A 19,960-nucleotide genomic window follows, 5' to 3' on the forward strand; every position below is an offset into this window, starting at 1 on the left:
GCTTTTCGGAAGTCTTCGATCGCGAGCGCATCGGGATCTTCTTTGATCATTCGGTTATCGCCCCTGACAAACATATCGCGGCACGTTTGCGCGAAGCCGAACGTCTGGCCGAGCGCTTGGGCGTTCGGGTGTTCCGCGCTGGTGAAGGCATCAGTCATGTCGTCGCGCTAGAAGAGGGCTGGTACGAGCCTGGCACCATCGTCGTCGGTTCGGATTCTCACACCTGTACAGGTGGCGCAACGCAGTGCTTAGCATTGGGGATGGGGGCATCAGACTGCACAGCGGCGATGGTGACCGGAGAGACTTGGCTACGTGTCCCGGAAACCGTCTGGATAAACGTCCTCGGTCGTCCGGGCTCGGCTGCCCGCGCGCGTGACGTTGCACTTTTTGCCTTGGCGGAAAACACCCAGCTTCCATTTCTGTACAAGGCGGTTGAATGGACCGGGGAGTGGTTCAGCGAGCTAGGTCTCGACTCATGCGCCAGCGTTGCGAACCTCGGTGTGGAAATGGGCGCCAAATGCACGTTCCTTCCGCCGGGTGTTGGACGCCCGAGCAACATGCAGCCCATCAACCTGCCGGCCGCCGATGATCCCCGTGTCATCAGTTTGAACATCGACGGTTTGCCCCCGATGATATCGAAGCCGCATTCACCAGGTAACGCTGTGCCGATCAGCGAATGCGAGGGCCTGCAAATCAACTATGTCTTTATAGGCACCTGTACGAACGGGAGACTTGAAGACATTGCAGAAGCGGCTGAGGTGCTTGGTGGCGCCAAGGTTCGGGCGGGCGTTCAATGTCTTGTCACTCCAGGCTCACAGCGCGTTTATCTCGAAGCGATGGAGCTCGGATATATCACCAAACTCGTGCGAGCAGGCGCAATCATTTCGCCTCCGGGATGCAGTGCGTGTCTCGGGACCCAAGGCAGCATCCCCGCGTCTGGCGACCGCGTCCTTTCCACCATGAACCGGAATTTCCTAGGGCGGATGGGGAATCCGGAGGCGGAAATCTATCTGGCCTCCCCTCTCGTCGCGGCTCACACCGCTATCCGCGGCGAGCTGCCCAAGCTTTCGGAGTTGACCTCATGACTGTACTTACCCTTTTGCGCGTCCGGAAGATCGACCGCGTCATTTCGACGGACGACATCATTCCCGGCCGATACAAACATATGTTCACCGACACAAACGAGCTTGCCAAGCATGTGTTCGAGAACATTTTTCCTGGGCTGGCCGCAACTTTCCGGCCAAGGGATGTCATTTGCAGCAGCACAACCTTTGGGATCGGTAGCTCTCGAGAGCAGGCGGTCAGTTCCCTTTTCGCCGCCGGCATCAACGCGGTGATTGCACCCAGCTTTGGCCGCATCTTCTTTCGGAACGCCTGGAATCTCGGACTGATAGCGATCGAAGTTGCTGACCTGCAGGTTTCGGAGGGCGACGTTATCTCTGTCGACCTCCATTCCGGCCAGGTCGCGGGCGCCGTCCGTCCCGCAAACTTCTCACCGCCGCCAGCCCGCATGCTTGAAATGATCAACGCTGGCGGCCTCTTGCCATTGATTGCAACGCGTTTTGCTGCGCAAGGAAGAATTCAGCTCGGAGGTTAACAGAAATGACGATAGGAAATCGAATCCTGCCAGAGAAGCGGCGGGCCAAGCTTCAACAGCTCCTGTCTGCGGGCGCATTGGTGCGGGCAATCGAGGCGCACAGTGGAATCTCCGCCCTCATATCTAGCGAAACGTCGGGGGTCGGAAATGGCCACGAAGGCCGCCGCTTCGACGCGCTCTGGCTCTCCAGTCTGACCAGTTCTGCGGCCCGCGCGCTGCCGGACATGGAGCTCTATGCGCTGGAGCGCCGGCTGGAGCTGGTGGACGAAATTTTGAGTGCGACCTCCAAGCCGTTGATTGTCGACGGCGATACAGGCGGGGATCCCACTGCGTTCGAGTATCTCTGCGCTCGCCTTGAATCCGCGGGTGTCAGTGCCGTCGTCATTGAAGACAAGCAGCACCCCAAACGCAACAGCCTCTCTTTGAGTTCAACCCACGTTCTCGAGGATCCCGTCACGTTCGGCCAAAAGATCTATCGCGGGCGCGAGGCTCTTCTGTCCGAAGATTTCCGGATATTTGCCCGTTTGGAGAGCTTGATCGCCGGCGAAACGGTCGAGGACGCTCTGCGGCGCGCACGAGTCTACCTGGAACACGGCGCCCACGGTGTCATGATTCATTCGAAGGAACGCGGGCCTACCAGCGTCTTTGAGTTCCTGGATCGCTTCCGCGGTGAGGGTTTTACCCAGCCGGTGATCTGCGTACCCACGACCTACAACAATGTGCGGGCGCAGGATCTTCATGCACGAGGCGCGAGTATCGTTATTCACGCAAACCATCTTTTGCGCGCCTCCCACTTCGCCATGCGTCAGATCTGCATGTCTTTGCTCGAAAACGACAGATCAATGGAAGCCGACAATATCATCACCCCCGTCGCGGAAATCTTCCGAGAAGTTGGTTACGACGCCGCGCTGGCCAGAGACGCCGCCAGGGACAGCGCAAGCTGACGAACGCGCATGGATATCTTGATCCTGGACGGGGACGGTATAGGCCCTGAGATAGCCGCCTCTTGCGCTGACATCCTCGTTTATTTGAACAAGGAACGCGACCTTGGGCTCACACTGGAGCGCCGCGCGCTGGGACTGGCGACGCTTGCTAAAGAGGGCTCAACTCTTCCCTCGTCCGTCCGCAGTGCGGCAGAAGCCGCGGACGGAATTGTGCTCGCGCCCCTTTCAACCTTCAGCTACCCCACTGCTGAACTCGGTGGGGTCAACGCATCTGCTGAATTCCGCACGGGGCTTGATCTCTTCGCCAATTTTCGACCTTGTCGGAGCCGTAAAAAATTCGACCGATCGGTTGACGTCGACCTAGTTGTCGTCCGTGAGAACACGGAAGGATTCTATGCCTGTCGCACGATGCACGCCGGATCGGGAGAATTCATGCCCGATCCAGACACCGCGTTTGCATTGCGTAAGATTACATCCGCCGCCAGCGCCGCCATCGCGCATGAGGCCCTGCAACTCGCATCGGCGCGCCGCAAGAAGTTGGCGGTAATTCACAAGGCCAATGTTCTGAAACTCTCGGACGCATTGTTTCTGCAGGCGGTGCGCTCGGCGGCGATGGACTTTGAGGACGTCATTATTGAGGAATTACTGGTCGATACAGCGGCCGCGCTTTTAGTCCGCGATCCCGGGCAATTCGATGTTCTGCTCACGACCAACATGTTCGGCGATATCCTTTCCAATGAAGCAGCCGAGATCGCTGGAGGGTTGGGCATGGCACCCTCACTCAATGCCGGTAACGAACGTGCCATGGCGCAAGCCGCACACGGATCGGCCCCTGACATCGCGGGACAAAACAGGGCCAACCCGACAGGACTTATCCTCTCGAGTGCAATGCTGCTCGATTGGCTCGGCCGGCGGGCAAAACGAGACGATCTTATCGATGCGGCGAAAGCGATCGAGATAGCGATCGATTTGACGCTGGCAGAGACAGGCATGTGTACCCCTGACCAGGGCGGAAGCGCCACAACCTCTCAATTCACCCATTCCGTCATTCAGAAATTGTAAGCGAGGCGCGTCATGAACAAAAAGGCCATCCGTCAAATGTTCATGGCCTTTGCGGTCTTTGCTGGAGCTCCAGGACCCACAATGAGCCAAGAACAAACGGATGCGCTCGACCGCGCCTCAAAGCAGCTAGTGGAACCATTCCTACAGGCCACACGAAAGATGGTGGAGATTGAATCTCCTTCGCTGGACGCAACTGGCATCCATGCAATGGAGGTTGAATTGGAGTCCCAGGCACGTGAGATCGGTGCGGAGATTGAGCTCATCCCTGCCAGCACCGGGCCGGGAAATAACGTGGTTGCAAGATGGCGAGGTCAGGGCAAGACGAACATTCTGTTGGTTTCCCATATGGACACGGTATATCCGGCAGGAATTCTGCAAACCTTTCCATGGCGAGAGGAGGTAAGTCGGATCTACGGGCCTGGCGTCCTCGATGACAAAGGTGGCATTGCAATGGCGCTGATGGCCGTCCGCCTGCTTCGGGAGGCGGGACGGGATGCGTACGGGACAGTGACCCTGTTAAGCACAACGGACGAGGAGAAGCAGTCGGCGGGATCAAAGGAGCTCATCAGGTCGCTTGCGCAAGAACATGATGTCGCCTTCGTCCTTGAATTCGGCACTCCGGATGATCGCATCGTGCTCTCACGCAAGGGCATCGGCTACTTCCGGTTGGACGTCCTTGGCAAAGCTGCGCATGCAGGCGCGGAGCCGGAAAAGGGATGCAATGCCGTGACTGAGATTGCCTTCCAGATTCTGCAGATGAGGCAATTGGAGCGGCCGGAGCTGAGCACATCATTCAATTTCACGATTCTGAACGGCGGCGAGCGGAGCAATATCATTCCCGCTCAGGCGAAGGCCCAGGCAGACGTGCGTGTTCTGGATCCCAGCGAATTCGACCGTCTCGAAAGCGACGCGGCTCAACTGGCCGCTACGAAACAGCTCTTTGCCTGCTCACAGGTGCGGACATCGCTGGAACGCGGGCGCCCTCCATTCCCTTCGACCGATAAAACCGCGAGATTGGTGGAAATGGCGCAGGGCATCTATCGTGAAATCGACATGGACCTAAGAACGGAGGCCAGCGGGGCTGGGACAGACGGAAATTACACCGCTGCAGCCGGAACAACGACACTCGACGGACTTGGACCTGTAGGTGGCGGCGCTCACACAGCTGGCGAGAAGTATATTGAACGGGCGCTTATCGCACCACGCATCTACCTGCTGGCGCGATTGATCGAAGAAGTTTCCCGCGAAAGTTTTTCAAAGTGATCGCCTTTCTGGTTCGATGATTGAGCGAATTCGTGAGCCGCGTCCGTTAGCCAAGTGCAAAATGTGACGGACTTCTTGTTGCGCTGTCTACGCCGCAAGGCGACATACGTTTGGCCGCTGTCTGTAAAGCCAAATGGAGCGACCAGCCTGCCAGCCGCAATATCGTCAGCGACAAGCGGCCACGGCGCGATACAGATGCCCAAACCCGCCACAGCAGCTTCGAGCATGAAGTAGAAATGTTCGAATTCCGTTCCGTGCTCGGCATCAACCTTCACGCTTGATCGAGCGATCCAATTTTCCCAAGCTGATTGGCGGGTTTGCGTACGCAGAAGAGGCAATGTGAAAATGTTCTCCCGCTGCAAATTCAGGTTTGCCGCGTGAACGGGTCCAAACTTCTCTGCGAATAAGGGAAACACCTCGCAGTCCTCGGGCCACGGCTCCTGGCCCACACGAATTGCGACGTCAAAACGTTCGCGCGAGAAATCAACCGGTGAGTCCGCCGTGCTTAAACGGACGTCGATCGATCCGTGATCGGCCCGGAAGCGATGAAGTCGTGGGATTAACCATTTCATCAAGAAAGTACCAAGGCAGGAGACGTCTAACGATCCGGATTCGGCATCTGTCACGAGGCGAACCGTCGAATCAATTTGATCAAAGGCGGCACTCAGGCCCGGAATTAAAGTCTTGCCTGCGTCAGTGAGTTTAGGGGCATGCTTCGGTCCCTCGAACAATGGCGTGCCTAGAAGCTCTTCCAAATGTTGGATTTGGCGGCTGACTGCACTGTGGGTCACATTTAGTTCTTCCGCCGCAAGCTTCATCAGACCCAAGCGACCTGCCGCCTCGAAAGCACGAAGGGCATTAAGTGAAGGCAATCGGCGCATATGTTCGTATTCCTCACATAGTTATTTCGAAGAAATCGATTATCTGCAGGGGTTTAGGGCGCTACAGACATACATGTATTGGAGAAAATTGCGAGTCCTGGATATGAATGGTCTCCTCACTTGGTCGATAAAAGTTCTCGCGCGGTGGGCCGATCGGTCTCGTCAGCGCAGATATCTAGCGGACCTTGAGCATTACCAACTCACCGACATAGGGATCTCGTCCGAACAACGACGCTGCGAATGCGCGAAATGGTTTTGGCGATAGTTCCGTGAAATTAAGCACCTTACGGATTACGCGATAAACGGCTCAAACTATCAAATGAAAAAATAGTAACAATGACTTTTGCAGCCATTTTCCTTGTTGTTCTAGCAGCTCTTGTTCACGCAACGTGGAACTTGCTGTCTAAACGTGCGTCATCTGTCGGCCCGACCTTTGTGTTCGCTTATAATTTCGTTGCGTGCGTTGCGTATGCACCTTGGGTCATTTACTTGATCGCGCGACAAACTATTCAATGGGACTGGTCAGTGGTTGGTTTTATTGTATGCAGCGGTTTGATCCATCTCGCCTATAGTTTGTCTCTTCAGCGTGGATATCAAAAGGCGGACTTCTCAGTCGTCTATCCCGTTGCTCGGGGAACTGGGCCAATGCTGTCAACTTTCGGTGCCATACTACTTCTTGGCGAGCGCCCTCCTATCCAGGTCATTGCCGGTCTCATGGCTGTTGTTGGCGGGATTGCGTTGATTGCAACGCAGGGCAGGCTCGAAGCTTTTCGTAAACCTGGAGGTCTGACCGGTATAAAGTGGGGAACGACAACTGGCGGACTAATTGCATCTTATACTGTGGTTGATGCCTATGCGGTGAAAGCCCTTGGAATAGCTCCCGTAGTATTGGACTGGTTTTCCAATCTTCTGCGTTTTTTTCTCCTCGCTCCACTGGTGATTGCTGATCCTGGCCGGGCTAGAGCCGCGATGCGCGGATACTGGCTGCTGGCAGTTGGCGTAGGACTGCTATCTCCGCTCTCCTATATTCTGATCCTAACCGCGCTAAATATGGGTGCCCCGCTCAGCATAGTGGCACCGATGCGCGAAATGTCCATGATGATCGGAGCTGTAATGGGGATGGTCATCCTACGCGAATCCGTTGGGCTGTGGCGTATTGTTGGATGTGCGGTTCTTGTCCTAGGTGTTGTTTTGCTGACGTCGTGAACCACAGTCGCCACGCAAGCTCTAGAGTGCTAACTCCACCGACATCCCTCGTTGTCGGGCCCCACTCTTTACAAGTACGTCATTCGTGCAAAAGCAGCGGAGTACGAACTTTCAAGAATCGGCTCCTCGCAGAGATCGCGAGTAGGGCTAGCTTGTAGCACGATGCTCGCGGTTGGTTTGGCCGACGCGGCTTGCCCGAGCTACCCCGTGTTCGACCAGGCAATCGATTATTTCGGCATAGTCAGCCGTTGCCTTCGCGTACATGCTGATGTTGGTGAAGCCCGGAATGGTGTTCACCTCGTTGACGACGAATGTCATATCCGGCGTCAGGTTGACACGCGCATGCTATCGCAGCCGAGAGCCCTGAACGCCAGGGCGGCCATGTCGCGCGTTCGCGCTTCCACCTGTGGCGGCGGCGCCGTCGGCACTTTGAGCGCAGCCCCGTCCTCATCGAGGTATTTTGCGTAATAGCTGTTGAACCCATGGGTTTCTGCCGAAGCGATCTCGCCGGGGATTTCAGCATTTGCTGAACATAACTCGTGGAGTGAAATAAGTTGACAAATTTCACCGGTTTGGCCATTTTCAGCAGATGCTGAAAACTATTAACGAAGTGAACGAGCTAGAGGACCAGGCGACTGAAGCGATCACCGCACTGTTGCACGCTGTCCCTTTCGTTCAGATGATGAAAGTCGAACAGGCGCCATCAAATTCTGGTTTCGACATTCTTGTTGAACTCAGTTGGGAAGGGCATAGCCGCTTTCTCGCCTGCGAAGTCAAAGCTCAAGGGCAGCCGCGGCATGTGCGCGCGGCGCTCCTTCAACTTCGCAAGACTGCGAAAATGTTTGATCCGCGGGCGATGCCGATCTTCATCGCACCATATATATCTCCCGAAGCGCAAGCGCTCTGCAATGAGTTTGAAGTAGGATATCTCGACCTGGTCGGAAATGCGCGGATCGTCTTCGATACCGTCTTTATCGAGCGTCGGGTCGACACGAAGCCGCCTGCCATTCAGCGAAGCCTGAAATCCATCTTCAAGCCAAAATCCGCGCAGGTTTTGAGAGTGCTCCTCCGCGATCCGGATCGCGCATGGCGCGTGGCGGATCTCGCCCACACCGCAGAGGTAAGTCTCGGACATGTCAGCAACGTTCGCAGCGAGCTGGTGGATCGGGAATGGGCAGAGGTCGCAGATGACGGCCTGCGGTTGTCGCGCCCCGACGCGCTGCTGGATGCCTGGCGCGACGCTTATGAACCACCGCCCGGCGAACGCATGGGCTTCTATACAACACTCCATGGCCAATCTCTGGAGGACGCGGCGCGGGGTGTTCTCAGCGTAAGGAGTGATGGGCGGAACGCGATTTTCGCATCCTTTTCGGCGGCGCATTGGCTGGCGCCTTACGGGCGGGTAGCGACCCAATATTTTTACGCGGATCCCGCCGGACTGACGGCCTTGCGCACTGCTCTCAAACTGTCACCCGCGACATCGGGGGCAAATATCGTGGTCACTGTTCTGAAGGACCATGGCCTATTCAATGACGCCACCGAGCCTGCTCCGGGAGTTGTCTGTACAAGCCCAGTACAAACTTATCTCGATCTTGCCGTATCAGGAGAGCGCGGCGCCGAGGCGGCTGAACACCTCAGACAGGACCTTCTTACATGGCAAAGATAGTCACGCCCGACCCGCAGTCCGCCGCAGACTACGAGGACCGCACGACAAAAGCTGTCAAAGGTGTCCTGGTTGAGATCGGGCAGATACTCGGCAGCTTCAAAGGAAAGTTCGCCGTGATCGGCGGTGCCGTTCCCTGGCTGCTTCTCGACAATGAGGACATGCCTCACGTTGGTACTCTTGATGTCGATCTTGGCCTGGATGCGGAAGCTCTCGGAGACGGCGAGTACGTGTCTCTGGTCGAGGCCTTGATGGGCCAGGGCTATAAGCAGCGTGAGGAGCTGCGGCGCTTCCAGCTCGTTCGCGAAGTACCGGTTGATGATGGTGGCGCGCCGATCGATATCGTCGTCGATTTCCTCATGCCCCGTGATGCGGAGATCGTCAAAAACCGTCCGCCGATCCTGAGCGATTTCGCTGTCCAGCGTGCCGACGGCGCGGATCTTGCCCTGCGTTTTTATCAGCTGGTCGCAATCACCGGCGATATGCCTGGCGGCGGCACCAATCGTGTCGAGGTCGCCGTCTGCTCTATTCCCGCATTGCTCGCCATGAAAGGCTACGCCCTCAACGGCCGCCACAAGCAGAAAGATGCCTACGATATCTATTACAGCATCAGAAACTATCCCGATGGGATCGAGGCCCTGGCTGAAGCCTGCAAACCTTTGCTCGAAGAAAAGAGCGGCGCACAAGGCTATCAATATATCGCCGACAAGTTCGACGCGCTGGATGGTTACGGCGCAACGAGTGTTCGAAAATTCGTCGCGGAGACGGATATCCTTGACGGCCGCACGCCTGAGCAATGGCAGCAGGACGCGTTCGGTCAAATCGACGCGTGGCTGCGCGCCCTTGGTTTGCGAGAATGACGTCGTTGAGGCGTTTGTGGGGCGAAATATAAAAAGACGATTGGGGGCAATGTGGGAAATTCAGGATCGCGGTGGCTTCGATGGGAGCCACATATTCATGCACCGGGGACTGTGCTCAATGATCAGTTCAATGGCTCCGACAGCTGGGAGCAATACCTCGCCAAGATAGAGGCGGCGACGCCTGCAATTCGCGCGCTTGGCGTGACCGACTACTATCTGCTCGACACATATGAACGCGTCCGTGAGGCGAAAGCTGGCGGCCGGCTCCCCGGTGTCGACCTGGTGTTCCCAAATGTGGAGCTGCGTCTCGCTTTCGGAACCGTCAAGGGCAATTGGGTCAACTGTCATCTTCTCGTCAACCCGAAGGATCCGGATCACGTAGGAGCGACACAGCGTTTTCTCGCGCAGCTGACGTTCGAATATTCTGGCGATCGATTCACATGCACGCCCGACGAACTCATGCGCCTGGGATCGAAAATCGATCCCACTCTTTCGGGACGGGCCGCGCTCGCGCGCGGTGCGACCCAGTTCAAAGTCAGCTTCGAACAGTTAAGCGAGCTCTACCGCGCCATCGACTGGGCCAGGAACAACATCCTCATCGCGGTCGCGGGCAGCGAACATGACGGTACCTCCGGCATGCGAGGCGAATCCGAAGGCGCGCAGCGGCAGGAAGTGGAAAGGTTCGCTCACATCATCTTCGCGAGCAGCGCCAGCCAACGCGATTTCTGGCTCGGTCGCAAAAGCAGCGCAACTCCCGATGAAATTCGCGCCCGCTATGGTGCGCTCAAACCGTGTCTTCACGGCAGCGACGCCCATGAAACAGCAAAGATCGGCGCGCCTGACGGCGACCGCTATTCCTGGGTGAAAGGGGGGGCGCATTTCGACTCGCTCCGTCAGGCGGTCATCGATCCGGCCGGGCGGGCGTTCGTCGGAGCAGCACCCCCGATCCGCGCCACGCCCTCGCAGGTCATCTCCCGCGTTTCGATCCTTAACGCCCCCTGGGCTGCAACACCCATCATCGAGCTTAATCCCGGGCTTGTGGCAATCATCGGCGCGCGTGGATCCGGAAAGACGGCGCTTGCCGACGCAATCGCCGCCGGCTGCGACGCAGCCTCCGAACATCTCAGTCCGGCCTCGTTTCTCGTGCGCGCGGGCAATTTGCTGGAGGGAGCCAGTGTCCGGCTGGATTGGGGCAGCGGCGATCCATCCGAGCGCAAACTGCTCGATTACGAATACGATGCCGATCTGGATGGCCGGTTCCCGCGAGCACGCTATCTTTCACAGAAGTTTGTCGAGGAACTTTGCTCGGCCGACGGTATGACAGACGCCCTGCTCGGTGAAATCGAACGGGTCATTTTCGAGGCTCACCCTGAAAAGGACGGAACTTTCCGTTTCGATCAGTTACTGGAACTCCGTGCCACCCGCTTTCGTCTTGCGCGCCAGCGCGAAGAGGAGGCGATTGCCACACTTTCAAACCAGATTGGACTGGAACGGGAAAAGCGGCGCCAAATTCCGGGCCTCACCCAGCAGATCGCCCAGAAGGAGCAGATCGTCAAAGGGCTGGAGACGGATCGAGACAAGCTGATTGTCAAAGGGAGCGAAGTTCGGGCCGAGCGGCTCACTGTCATTGCCAACGCGGCTGAGAAGGTGCGTTCTTTCGTGCGGTTCTTTACGAACCAGGAAACTACGCTTCTCGCGTTGCAAGACGAGGTGAAGGCCTTTCGCCAGAACAAGGCGCCGGAGGCTCTGCGTCAAACCAAGTCAAGCTTCGTCGCTGCGCGGCTCGAAGATTCCGACTGGCAGGACTTCCTGCTGGAATATCACGGTAATGTCGATGCCGCTCTTGCGGCAAAGCTCAAAACCGCACGCGCGAATGCAGCAGGCTGGCGGGGTTCGGCTCCTGCGCCTCTCTCTGACCCCAACCTGTCCTACCTCGCGGACGATGCCGATCCGGAAAAGACCACACTTGCTGTGCTCGAGGCAGAATCGGCGCGTCTGCAAGGATTGATCAATATTGATACCGAGACCGCGAACAAGTTTGGCGCTTTGGTCAGGCGCATCGCAGAAGAGAACACCCAGATCGAGACCACACGCACGACGCTTGCCGATTGCCAAGGGGCATCCGAGCGGATGGCAAGCCTCAGCAAGCAACGGCGCGAAACCTATCTTCGTGTGTTCGAGTCGATTATCGCCGAGGAACAGGTTCTGCGCGATCTCTACAGACCTTTGGTGGATAGATTGCAGGCAGCCAAGGGCACGTTGCAGAAGCTGTCATTCTCAGCTTCCCGGCACGCCGATGTGAAACAATGGGCTTTACTTGGCGAGAAACTTTTCGATCTGCGGCGCGCGGGCGACTTCAAGGGCAAGGGCTCGCTAGAGCAATGGGCCAACACTCACCTGCGAAAGGCTTGGGAAACAGGCGATGTCCCTGCCATAGACACGGCCATTCAGCATTTCACCGACGCCTGGCAGGAAGAGCTCCTCGCTGTCGCCAATGTGGCGAGCAATGATCAGGCGGCTTATCGAAGCTGGTTGGTGCGCTTTGCCAAATGGCTGTTTGGTACCGAGCATATCCAGATCGAGTACAGCATCGACTACGAGGGTACGGACATTACCAAACTCTCGCCCGGTACCCGTGGGATCGTCCTGCTCTTGCTCTACCTTGCGCTCGATGAGAGCGATCACCGGCCCTTGATCATTGATCAGCCGGAGGAGAACCTCGATCCGAAATCGATTTTTGACGAGCTTGTCAGCCTGTTTGTGACTGCCAAGGCCAAACGGCAGGTCATAATGGTGACCCACAACGCTAATCTTGTGATCAACACCGACGCAGATCAGATCATCGTTGCGAACGCTGGACCGCACGGGCCTGGCGAGTTGCCCCCGATCACTTATTTTTCCGGCGGCATGGAGGACGCCGATATGCGCCAGCAGGTGTGCGACATCCTTGAGGGAGGGGAGGAGGCGTTCAAGGAACGAGCTCGACGCCTGAGGGTGAGGCTGGAGCGTTAGTTTATTCATCCGTCTGCACGGGTGGTGGCATCCTGAGCCATGCTCAGTCTCTCCGAGCGGCAATGACGCACTCCGAGGCGCGGGAGTTCGGCCCGGGAAATCGAGGATTAGATCCCATCAAACCTGCGCCAAGCCTCTAATCCGGACCGGCATTTTGATAGGGATAGACCGGCTCCGCCGACTAACTCGACAACAAGAAGCCAGCGAGTACCTCGTTGAAACGGTCTGGCGCCTCGATAAAGGAAAAGTGCGCCCCACCTTCATTCTCGTCGAAGATGATCAGCTTTGATCCCGCGATCTGACTGTGAATCCACTTCTGCGAGCGAGCGTCGACATGACTGACACGGCCTCCCACGATGAGCGTTGGCCGGTCGATCCGGGTAAGAATATCACTCCAGTCGATTGAGCAGTGATTGACGAAAAGGCTAGCGGCAAGCCGGGGATCCACCCTGAGGTTCTCCGCCAGCAGCCAATCCTTTAGCTCTGTCGGGATTTGTTTGGTCACCATTGAGTCGAGAAAGGCGCTTCGTGTTGCATGGCCATCGGCGCCCATGATTTGCTCAGCAATTGAAAGCATGGTGGCGCTGTCAAAAAGGGCACCCGCATTGACCACATCCTCTTCGCTCATTCCGGGCTGGCGCATCACAGACGCCGGTTCATCAACGAAGACCAGGCGGTCAATCTGCCTGGTGCCGCACAGGTCGATCATTGCCCAGGCCACAGAGGCTCCCATCGACCACCCGACAATGTCAGCGCGTTCGATTTGCTCATGCTGCATCAGTTCCTGTACGTCGCGGGCGAACCGATAGATCCGATAACCATGCGTCGCATCGGGGGATTGACCATGCCCACGAAAGTCGAGTGCGATGACGCGCCGACTTTTTGATAGATGGACGATCTGATGCCGGAACATTGCCGCCGACTGCGACCAGCCGGGCAACAGGATCAGTGCTTTGCCTGATCCCTCATCGGTATAGGCGAGTGTTGCCCCGTCTGTCAACGGCGGAGTAAAATCCTGCCACGCGGCGGCGCAAAAGTCGGCCACTTGTGGCGCGCGCATGAGACCGCCGGGAGGGCTTAGGCCCGAGCGGGGGTCTCATGCGCGCGTTGCGATTTTCGAAGGGCGTCAGCCGGCCTTTCGGGCGCGGCTTTGGGCGAGACGATAGCTGTCGCCGTTCATCTCGAGGATGCTGACGTGATGGGTGATGCGGTCGAGCAAAGCGCCGGTCAGGCGCTCGGACCCCAAGGTTTCCGTCCATTCGTCAAAAGGAAGGTTGCTGGTGATCAGGGTCGCGCCTCGCTCGTATCGTTGCGAGATCAGCTCGAACAGCAATTCCGCGCCGGTCTTTGACAGCGGCACGAAGCCCAGTTCATCGATGATCAACAGCTGGTAGGCGGCCATCTGCTTCTGGAACCGGATGAGACGCCGCTCGTCGCGCGCCTCCATCATCTCGCTGACCAGTGCGGCCGCTGTCGTGAACCCAACGGACAGGCCCTTCTGGCAGGCGGCCAGGCCGAGGCCGAGCGCCACATGGGTCTTGCCCGTGCCGCTGGGGCCGAGAGCGATAACGTTCTCCCTGCGCTCGATCCATTCGCAGCGCGCCAGTTCCAGCACCTGCATCCTGTTCAGCTTTGGGATGGCGGCGAAGTCGAAACTGTCGAGGCTTTTGACGACCGGGAACCTGGCCGCCTTGATGCGACGCTCGACCTTGCGACGGTCCCGTTCGATCATCTCCCGCTCGGCAAGCCGGGTGAGGTATCCGACATGATCGACGCCTTCGGTGGCGCACAGCCGGGCCAGCTTCTGGTACTCGCGCTGGAAACTCGGCAGCTTCAGGGTTTTGAGATAATGGGTGAGAAGGATCTCGGGTGCTTGGGTGTTCATGCGACTTCTCCCGCATCCGACGACAGGAGACGCATATACGCCTTCGCCGATGTCGTCTCGACCGTCGCCCTCGGCAAATACGGGTAGATGGACAGGTCCAGTCTGGGCGGCCGGCGTTCCACCCGGCACAGGATCAGATGCTTGACGGCGTCAAAGCCAATGGCGCCAAGCTGGATCGCCTGCTTCACCGCCGCATGCAGATCGGCGAGTTCGAAGCTCTCCAGCAGGCGGAGGACCTGCACGTACTCACGCCGGCCGTGTTTGGCCATGCGGCCTTCCATCAACCGGCGCAGCGTAGCGAACTCTTGCGGCAAGTCCCAGCCCTGGAGGGGCGCTGCCTGATCCAGCGAATTGATCTTCTGCTCGATCAGCGGCAGGTAATGGACAGGATCGAAGACGACGTCTTCCCGTTCCCAGCACCGAGGATGGCGGGCGATGATCTCGCCACGGCCACCAATGACCACTTCGTTGACATAGCCGCGCACCCACACATCCTGATGGCCATAGGCGACCGGGACGGAATAGTCGTTGGTCTTGTAGCGCACCAGCGACTGCGCCGTCACCTTGGCACTTGCCTGGTCGCAGGCATCAAATGGCGAGGCTGGCAAGGCGCGCATGGCAGCCAGATCGCGCCGCAAGCGCTCGCCGATCGTCTCGCTCTCGCCGCGCAGCCTGTCGCGCTGGCGCTTCCGGCACTGCTCCTCCAGAAAGGTGTTGAACGCCTCCCATGTCGCAAACTGCGGGATCGGTACCATGAAGTTGCGCCGGGCATAGCCGACGAGACCCTCGACGTTCCCCTTGTCGTTGCCCTTGCCGGGACGGCCATAGCGATCCCGGATAAGGTAGTGGGACAGGAAGCCGCTGAACAACGTCGCGCGCTTGCGGGTGCCGTCAGGCAAAATCTTCGCCACCAGGCAACGGTCGTTGTCGTAGACGATCGATTGCGGCACGGCGCCGAAGAAAGCGAACGCATGGACATGGCCATCGACCCAGGCCTCGGCCACTGCCGCCGGATAGGCCCGCACGTAGCAGCCGTCGCTGTGCGGAAGGTCGAGCACGAAGAAATGCGCCTTCTGCTCGACACCGCCGATGACCACCATCGCCTCACCGAAATCGGCCTGCGCATGGCCGGGCGGATGCGACAGCGGCACGAACACTTCCTGGCGGCGCTGATCCCGCTCGCGCATGTAATCCTTGATGATCGTATAGCCGCCAGTGAACCCGCATTCGTCTCGAAGCCGGTCAAACACCCGCTTGGCCGTATGGCGCTGCTTGCGCGGCACTTGTCTGTCTTCGTCCAGCCAGTGATCGATCGTCGAGACAAACGCATCCAGCTTGGGCCGCCGGATCGGTGATTGTCGCTGATAGCCAGGTGGCGTCGAATAGGACAGCATCTTGGAAACGCTGTCGCGCGATATGTTGAAATGCTTTGCAGCCTGACGCCGGCTCATGCCTTCCGAGCAAGCCAGTCGAACCTTCAGATATAATTCCACGGTATAGATCCCCAGGCCCTCCTGCGCTCATTGCAGAAGAGAAATAGGTGGCCGACTTTTACGCCGCCCGAAGCGGGACAATCCCGCCGCTACCGTGGTCTAATTTTGCACCGCCGCTCTCAGCAGACTACAACCGCGCGAAATGCTGCTTCTTAGCCTCTCTGACCTGCGGGCGGAGATGCCAGAGGAATACTTTCATAGCTTTTTTGCAACGAGCCAAATCGTAGACAAAATTGTTGTTATCGTGAGAACTGAACAGGAATCCCTGGCGCTCAACTTCTATCGATTTAAGGAGAGCGGCCCGTTCAACCGAAGCGAGGACACACTCCGAATACCCTTCTGGCGCGTCATCTCCCAGCTTGCGCTGATGCACTATACTGGCGGAAATGCTGCCCGGCTCCGCAGTCCTCTGAATTCGCTATCCAAGCGTGAGAAGGACATTTGCGAGGCGATGCTTATGGGACTGGCGTCGGATGCAATTGCCTGGAAGCTCAATATTTCCGTCAATTCAGTAAAGACCTATCGGCAACGCGCTTACGAAAAATTGGGGATCAATTCGAAAGCTGCACTCTTCTCCCTCTGCAACCAGCAGAGCGCCTATAGCGACTGAAGCCGTCGTTTTCGCTTCATTCCCCAGACGTACCAGTCTTGGGCCTTGGGTTCGCTCAAGACATCGGGAGCGCTGAAAGGGGAACCTCCACGGGTTTCGTCACCTACTCCAGGGGACAGACCTGGCGCGCATCATCAGCCTATCATCTGATAATTCGAGCGGCGCCAAGGAGGAGGTAATTGTGAGACCCGCAGGACGCAGCGAGACCGAGTCTCTCTATTTTCACTATCCATATTTCGATGCACCGGGGAAAGAAGCCCGTGACGCAAAGCGTGTTATCAAAGTGGCGATCGTCGGCGCCGGACCGGTTGGTATGACCGCTGCGCTCACCTTGGCAAGCCAGGGCGTCTCCTCTGTCGTCTTCGACAACAAATCCACGTTCAATGACGGCAGCCGTGCGATTTGCGTTGCCCGCCCGAGCTATTACATTCTCGGCAGGCTCGGTATCGCCGCACCGTTCGTCGAAAAGGCACTCCCCTGGACGACTGGGCGATCATTCTATCGAGGAACACAAATCCTCGAATTCAAGATGCCGGACAGCGAAAATGAAAAGTTCCGGCCGATGTACAATATCCAGCAACAGTATATCGAACAATTCCTATGGGAGGCTATCAAGGCTAACCCACTGATCGAAACCCGCTGGCAAAGTTCTGTGGATGAGATCGAGAATGCCGAGGATGGCCTTCGTCTCACGATCAAGGATCCAGATGGCATATATTCAGTCGATGCGGAATGGGTGCTTGCTTGCGACGGGGCGCGAAGTAGTATCCGCGCAAAGCGAGGGCTCCGGCTCCGAGGCCAGAACTTTGAGGGACGCTATGTCATCGCCGATGTTCAGATGGACCACGACTTTCCCACAATAAGAAGAGCGCTTTTCGATCCACGCTGCCGACCCGGGGGAACGGTGCTTATCCACCGGCAACCAGAGAATATCTGGCGGATTGACTATCAGCTTGAGGGACATGAGGAGACAGAAGAGGCGATCAAAGAAGAAGCCATCCGGGCAGGCGTTCAGGCCGTCCTTGATGAAATCGGCCATTCCGGACCATGGGAGCTCGAGTGGTGGAGCATCTATTCGGCCAACACGCTTGCGCTCGATGACTACCGCGACGGACGGGTATTTTTTGTCGGCGACAGCGCTCACATTGTGCCGATTTTTGGCGTTCGCGGCCTGAACAACGGCCTTGCAGACGCTGCCAATATTGGCTGGAAACTCGGCTGGGTTATCAATCAAAAAGCCGGCGCAGCACTGCTTGACACCTACTCGCCAGAACGCCGTGGCGCGACGCTTGACGTCTTTGCCAACGCTTCCAAGACCGCTCGATTCATGACTCCCGGCACCTATGGTTGGCGCCTCATGCGTGATGCCGCGCTTTCACTCGCTCTCACCCATTCGTTTGCGGGCGCCTTGGCCAATCCCCGCCAGATGACTGCCTACACCTACAATGGAAGCAAGGTAATCATCTCAGATGACGGGGACTTCACTGCGGGACCGGTGGCCGGATCCGCGTTCCAGGACGTCCGTCTCGATGACGGATATCTGTCCGAAAGACTGGGGAACGGTTTCACCGTGCTATGTTTTGACGAGAAGCTTGCTGCGCAGCTCGATGCCGCAATCGCTCCTGATGCAGACATCACAATCCTTTCGTTCTCCTGCTGCTCTCCGGTCGCAGAGGCCTACGGCGCGGTCAACGGAACCGTCTATCTCATACGGCCGGACACACATATCACCGGCCGGTGGCGTGAACCCAAATTGGCCACGGTTTTGGGCGCCTATTGCGTTGCAACCTGCCAGCAGGGGGCTCTCTGATGGGCAACGACGGAATTGAAGCCATCTATGAAGCAATCGCTACAAAGATAGATGAGGTCGGCAAGGAACAGGTCGAGCTCTACTTGGCTAAACTGGCGCTTCTGCTTGCTGAGGCCGTGGGAAACCAACAGACTGCAATGCGATGTGTCTCGGACGCAGCTGCTTCCCTAATACCGGCAGCAGAAAGCTGGTAGGAAAGATAGGAGCCCGACGTAGTGTTCGCGACGACGCCGTTCGTTGCTCCCGCTCTCGACCGCTTTCCTGCCGGTCGGCTTGGCGGTTCACCGGGAACTTGCCGTTGGTTTAACTCACAGGGGCGGCAGGTCTGGAGGCCGACTTGGCCCGTTGGTTTTCGCCATTTCACACACGGTGTCCGACATTGCTGCCAGCGGTATCGACTGCCGGAAAGCCACCATTATTGGATGCTCCACTTTGGTTGGAAAGGGAGACGCTATGTCCATCCGACGGTTCGCACTCTTGCTTGTCCTTGGTATTCTCGTTGCAGGCACGGTCCACGCCCAGACGTGGCAGGACATCGATCCGATTTCCGCCGGTTGGTCGGCGGAGCGGCTCGAGGCAGCCCGGCTGCACTCGAAAGCACTCGGACCTACCGCGCTGATGATCGTCCAGGACGGACGGGTGGTCGCGCGGTGGGGCGACACCTCCAGGAAAGTGAATATGGCATCCGTTCGCAAAAGCCTGCTCAGCGCTCTTTACGGCAGTGCGGTTGCCGAGGGTCGGGTCAATCTTTCGGCCCGCCTTTCCGAACTTGGTATTGACGACAATACTCCCAGCCTTACGGCCGAGGAGAAAACCGCGACAATTCGTGATCTGCTGATGTCGCGGTCGGGTATCTATCATCCTGCTGCCCACGAGACTGCTGATATCAAGCGCAAGCGTCCCATACGCGGAAGTCACTCACCCGGGACGTTTTGGTTCTATAACAACTGGGACTTTAACGTTCTGGGGACGATTTACCGACAACAGACCGGCGAGGACATCTTTATGAGCTTCGCGAACCGGATCGCTGGACCGATTGGTATGGAGGATTTCTCAGTCAAGGACGGCCGATACGATCTCGAAAAGCTGTCCGAACATCCCGCCTATCCTATCCGGCTAAGCGCCCGCGATGCCGCGCGTTTTGGCCAGCTTTTCCTGAATGATGGGAGGTGGGGCGCAAAACAGATCATCCCGGCGTCTTGGGTCAGGGAATCGACGACTGCCTATTCGTGGGCAAAGCGGATACGGCAGGGCTATGGCTACATGTGGTGGACACTTCCGGAGGATACTTGGGGTCCGAATGCATTCTACGCTTCCGGCTACGGTGGACAGATTATCGCCGTCGTGCCGTCAAAACGGCTGGTGGCCGTGCAAACCGTAGATCTAAACCAGAACCCGAAGGGGGTTCGCACGAGCGCATTCGTCGACCTGCTAAAAGAGATCGCTGTCGCTTCCCCGTGAAGATGTGGTGACGCACATCTTATACAAGCGTCGCTCATGTTTTCAGCGTCCTGCGCACCTCCACTACCGCGGTCTCACCCCGTTGAGTGAAAAATTTCCTCTCTATTCTGGGCTTGCTTGGGCTATCGGAACGTGACCTAAGACGGCATCGAGTGATAGCTTCGGGAAACCAACAGATATTCCGGCTTGAACCTGGCCGGTCGACGCTACCGC

The 19,960-nt window shown here is 57.7% G+C and carries 17 protein-coding genes and 1 pseudogene; 13 read left to right on the forward strand and 5 right to left on the reverse strand.

What is annotated here, in order from left to right; all coding sequences use genetic code 11:
- Positions 1-86 precede the first annotated feature (86 nt).
- From GA0004734_RS23345 to GA0004734_RS23365, 5 genes are read left to right on the forward strand one after another with little or no spacing between them, the layout of a single operon-like run.
- A complete protein-coding gene (locus tag GA0004734_RS23345; RefSeq protein WP_210173774.1) occupies positions 87-1,085 on the forward strand; it encodes an aconitase family protein in 999 nt (332 codons plus the stop codon).
- Positions 1,082-1,597 (forward strand): LeuD/DmdB family oxidoreductase small subunit, encoded by a 516-nt coding sequence (locus GA0004734_RS23350; protein ID WP_080823915.1) that lies wholly within the window; start codon positions 1,082-1,084, stop codon positions 1,595-1,597. Before GA0004734_RS23345 ends, GA0004734_RS23350 begins: the two co-directional genes overlap by 4 nt.
- Positions 1,598-1,602: 5 nt before the next feature.
- Positions 1,603-2,541 carry an isocitrate lyase/phosphoenolpyruvate mutase family protein gene (locus tag GA0004734_RS23355; RefSeq protein WP_080823916.1) on the forward strand — a complete coding sequence of 313 codons (939 nt, stop codon included), beginning with the start codon at positions 1,603-1,605 and terminating at the stop codon, positions 2,539-2,541.
- Between the two features lie 9 nt (positions 2,542-2,550).
- Complete coding sequence (locus tag GA0004734_RS23360) at positions 2,551-3,603, forward strand: isocitrate/isopropylmalate dehydrogenase family protein (RefSeq protein ID WP_080823917.1); 1,053 nt, start codon at positions 2,551-2,553, stop codon at positions 3,601-3,603.
- A 12-nt stretch (positions 3,604-3,615) separates the two neighbouring features.
- Positions 3,616-4,866, forward strand: coding sequence for a glutamate carboxypeptidase (locus GA0004734_RS23365; RefSeq protein WP_092938419.1), 1,251 nt, complete (start codon positions 3,616-3,618; stop codon positions 4,864-4,866).
- On the opposite strand, the gene GA0004734_RS23370 is transcribed toward GA0004734_RS23365, so the two are convergent.
- Entirely contained in the window at positions 4,812-5,747 is a 936-nt protein-coding gene (locus GA0004734_RS23370; protein WP_080823919.1) for a LysR substrate-binding domain-containing protein, read from the reverse strand. The genes GA0004734_RS23365 and GA0004734_RS23370 overlap by 55 nt on opposite strands.
- A 336-nt stretch (positions 5,748-6,083) precedes the next feature.
- Between GA0004734_RS23370 and GA0004734_RS23380 the strand changes: the two genes are divergently transcribed.
- Entirely contained in the window at positions 6,084-6,953 is an 870-nt protein-coding gene (locus tag GA0004734_RS23380) for a DMT family transporter (RefSeq protein WP_052820700.1), read from the forward strand.
- A gap of 147 nt (positions 6,954-7,100) precedes the next feature.
- Here the strand turns inward: GA0004734_RS23380 and GA0004734_RS23385 are convergent.
- Positions 7,101-7,465, reverse strand: a pseudogene (locus tag GA0004734_RS23385) (D-alanine--D-alanine ligase A); the annotation flags it as partial.
- Positions 7,466-7,542: 77 nt separating this feature from the next.
- Between GA0004734_RS23385 and GA0004734_RS23390 the strand changes: the two are divergent.
- Genes GA0004734_RS23390 through GA0004734_RS23400 form a run of 3 tightly spaced genes read left to right on the forward strand, consistent with a single transcriptional unit; the run spans position 7,543 to position 12,488 of the window.
- Positions 7,543-8,619, forward strand: coding sequence for a type IV toxin-antitoxin system AbiEi family antitoxin (locus GA0004734_RS23390; RefSeq protein WP_052820701.1), 1,077 nt, complete (start codon positions 7,543-7,545; stop codon positions 8,617-8,619).
- Positions 8,607-9,476, forward strand: a complete 870-nt coding sequence (locus tag GA0004734_RS23395; RefSeq protein WP_052820702.1) for a nucleotidyl transferase AbiEii/AbiGii toxin family protein — start codon at positions 8,607-8,609, stop codon at positions 9,474-9,476. Before GA0004734_RS23390 ends, GA0004734_RS23395 begins: the two co-directional genes overlap by 13 nt.
- Before the next feature lie 51 nt (positions 9,477-9,527).
- On the forward strand, positions 9,528-12,488 hold the full coding sequence (locus GA0004734_RS23400; protein WP_052820703.1) for a TrlF family AAA-like ATPase: 2,961 nt from the start codon (positions 9,528-9,530) through the stop codon (positions 12,486-12,488).
- A gap of 181 nt (positions 12,489-12,669) precedes the next feature.
- Here the strand turns inward: GA0004734_RS23400 and GA0004734_RS23405 are convergent, their stop codons facing one another.
- The 3 genes from GA0004734_RS23405 to istA all read right to left on the reverse strand — a co-directional run bounded on the left by GA0004734_RS23405 (position 12,670) and on the right by istA (position 15,866).
- Positions 12,670-13,548 (reverse strand): alpha/beta fold hydrolase, encoded by an 879-nt coding sequence (locus GA0004734_RS23405; RefSeq protein ID WP_092938421.1) that lies wholly within the window; start codon positions 13,546-13,548, stop codon positions 12,670-12,672.
- A 66-nt stretch (positions 13,549-13,614) separates the two neighbouring features.
- The gene (gene istB / locus GA0004734_RS23410) at positions 13,615-14,373 is read right to left on the reverse strand and encodes an IS21-like element helper ATPase IstB (RefSeq protein WP_092930036.1); all 759 of its coding nucleotides are present in this window, start codon (positions 14,371-14,373) and stop codon (positions 13,615-13,617) included.
- Positions 14,370-15,866: an IS21 family transposase gene (gene istA, locus GA0004734_RS23415; RefSeq protein ID WP_139056207.1), complete on the reverse strand. Its 1,497-nt coding sequence runs from the start codon at positions 15,864-15,866 to the stop codon at positions 14,370-14,372. Before istA ends, istB begins: the two co-directional genes overlap by 4 nt.
- A 142-nt stretch (positions 15,867-16,008) precedes the next feature.
- Here istA and GA0004734_RS23420 point away from each other — a divergent pair, with 142 nt between their 5' ends.
- The 4 genes from GA0004734_RS23420 (at position 16,009) to GA0004734_RS23435 (ending at position 19,747) form a co-directional block, all read left to right on the forward strand.
- Entirely contained in the window at positions 16,009-16,476 is a 468-nt protein-coding gene (locus GA0004734_RS23420) for a helix-turn-helix transcriptional regulator (RefSeq protein ID WP_092938423.1), read from the forward strand.
- Between the two features lie 181 nt (positions 16,477-16,657).
- Complete coding sequence (locus GA0004734_RS23425; RefSeq protein ID WP_052820713.1) at positions 16,658-18,286, forward strand: FAD-dependent monooxygenase; 1,629 nt, start codon at positions 16,658-16,660, stop codon at positions 18,284-18,286.
- Positions 18,286-18,480 (forward strand): hypothetical protein, encoded by a 195-nt coding sequence (locus GA0004734_RS23430; RefSeq protein ID WP_052820714.1) that lies wholly within the window; start codon positions 18,286-18,288, stop codon positions 18,478-18,480. The genes GA0004734_RS23425 and GA0004734_RS23430 overlap by 1 nt, the downstream gene beginning before the upstream one ends.
- Before the next feature lie 151 nt (positions 18,481-18,631).
- A complete protein-coding gene (locus tag GA0004734_RS23435; RefSeq protein WP_234899597.1) occupies positions 18,632-19,747 on the forward strand; it encodes a serine hydrolase domain-containing protein in 1,116 nt (371 codons plus the stop codon).
- The last annotated feature ends 213 nt before the right edge of the window (positions 19,748-19,960 follow it).

It is taken from the genome of Rhizobium sp. 9140, assembly GCF_900067135.1.
Classification (GTDB): domain Bacteria; phylum Pseudomonadota; class Alphaproteobacteria; order Rhizobiales; family Rhizobiaceae; genus Ferranicluibacter.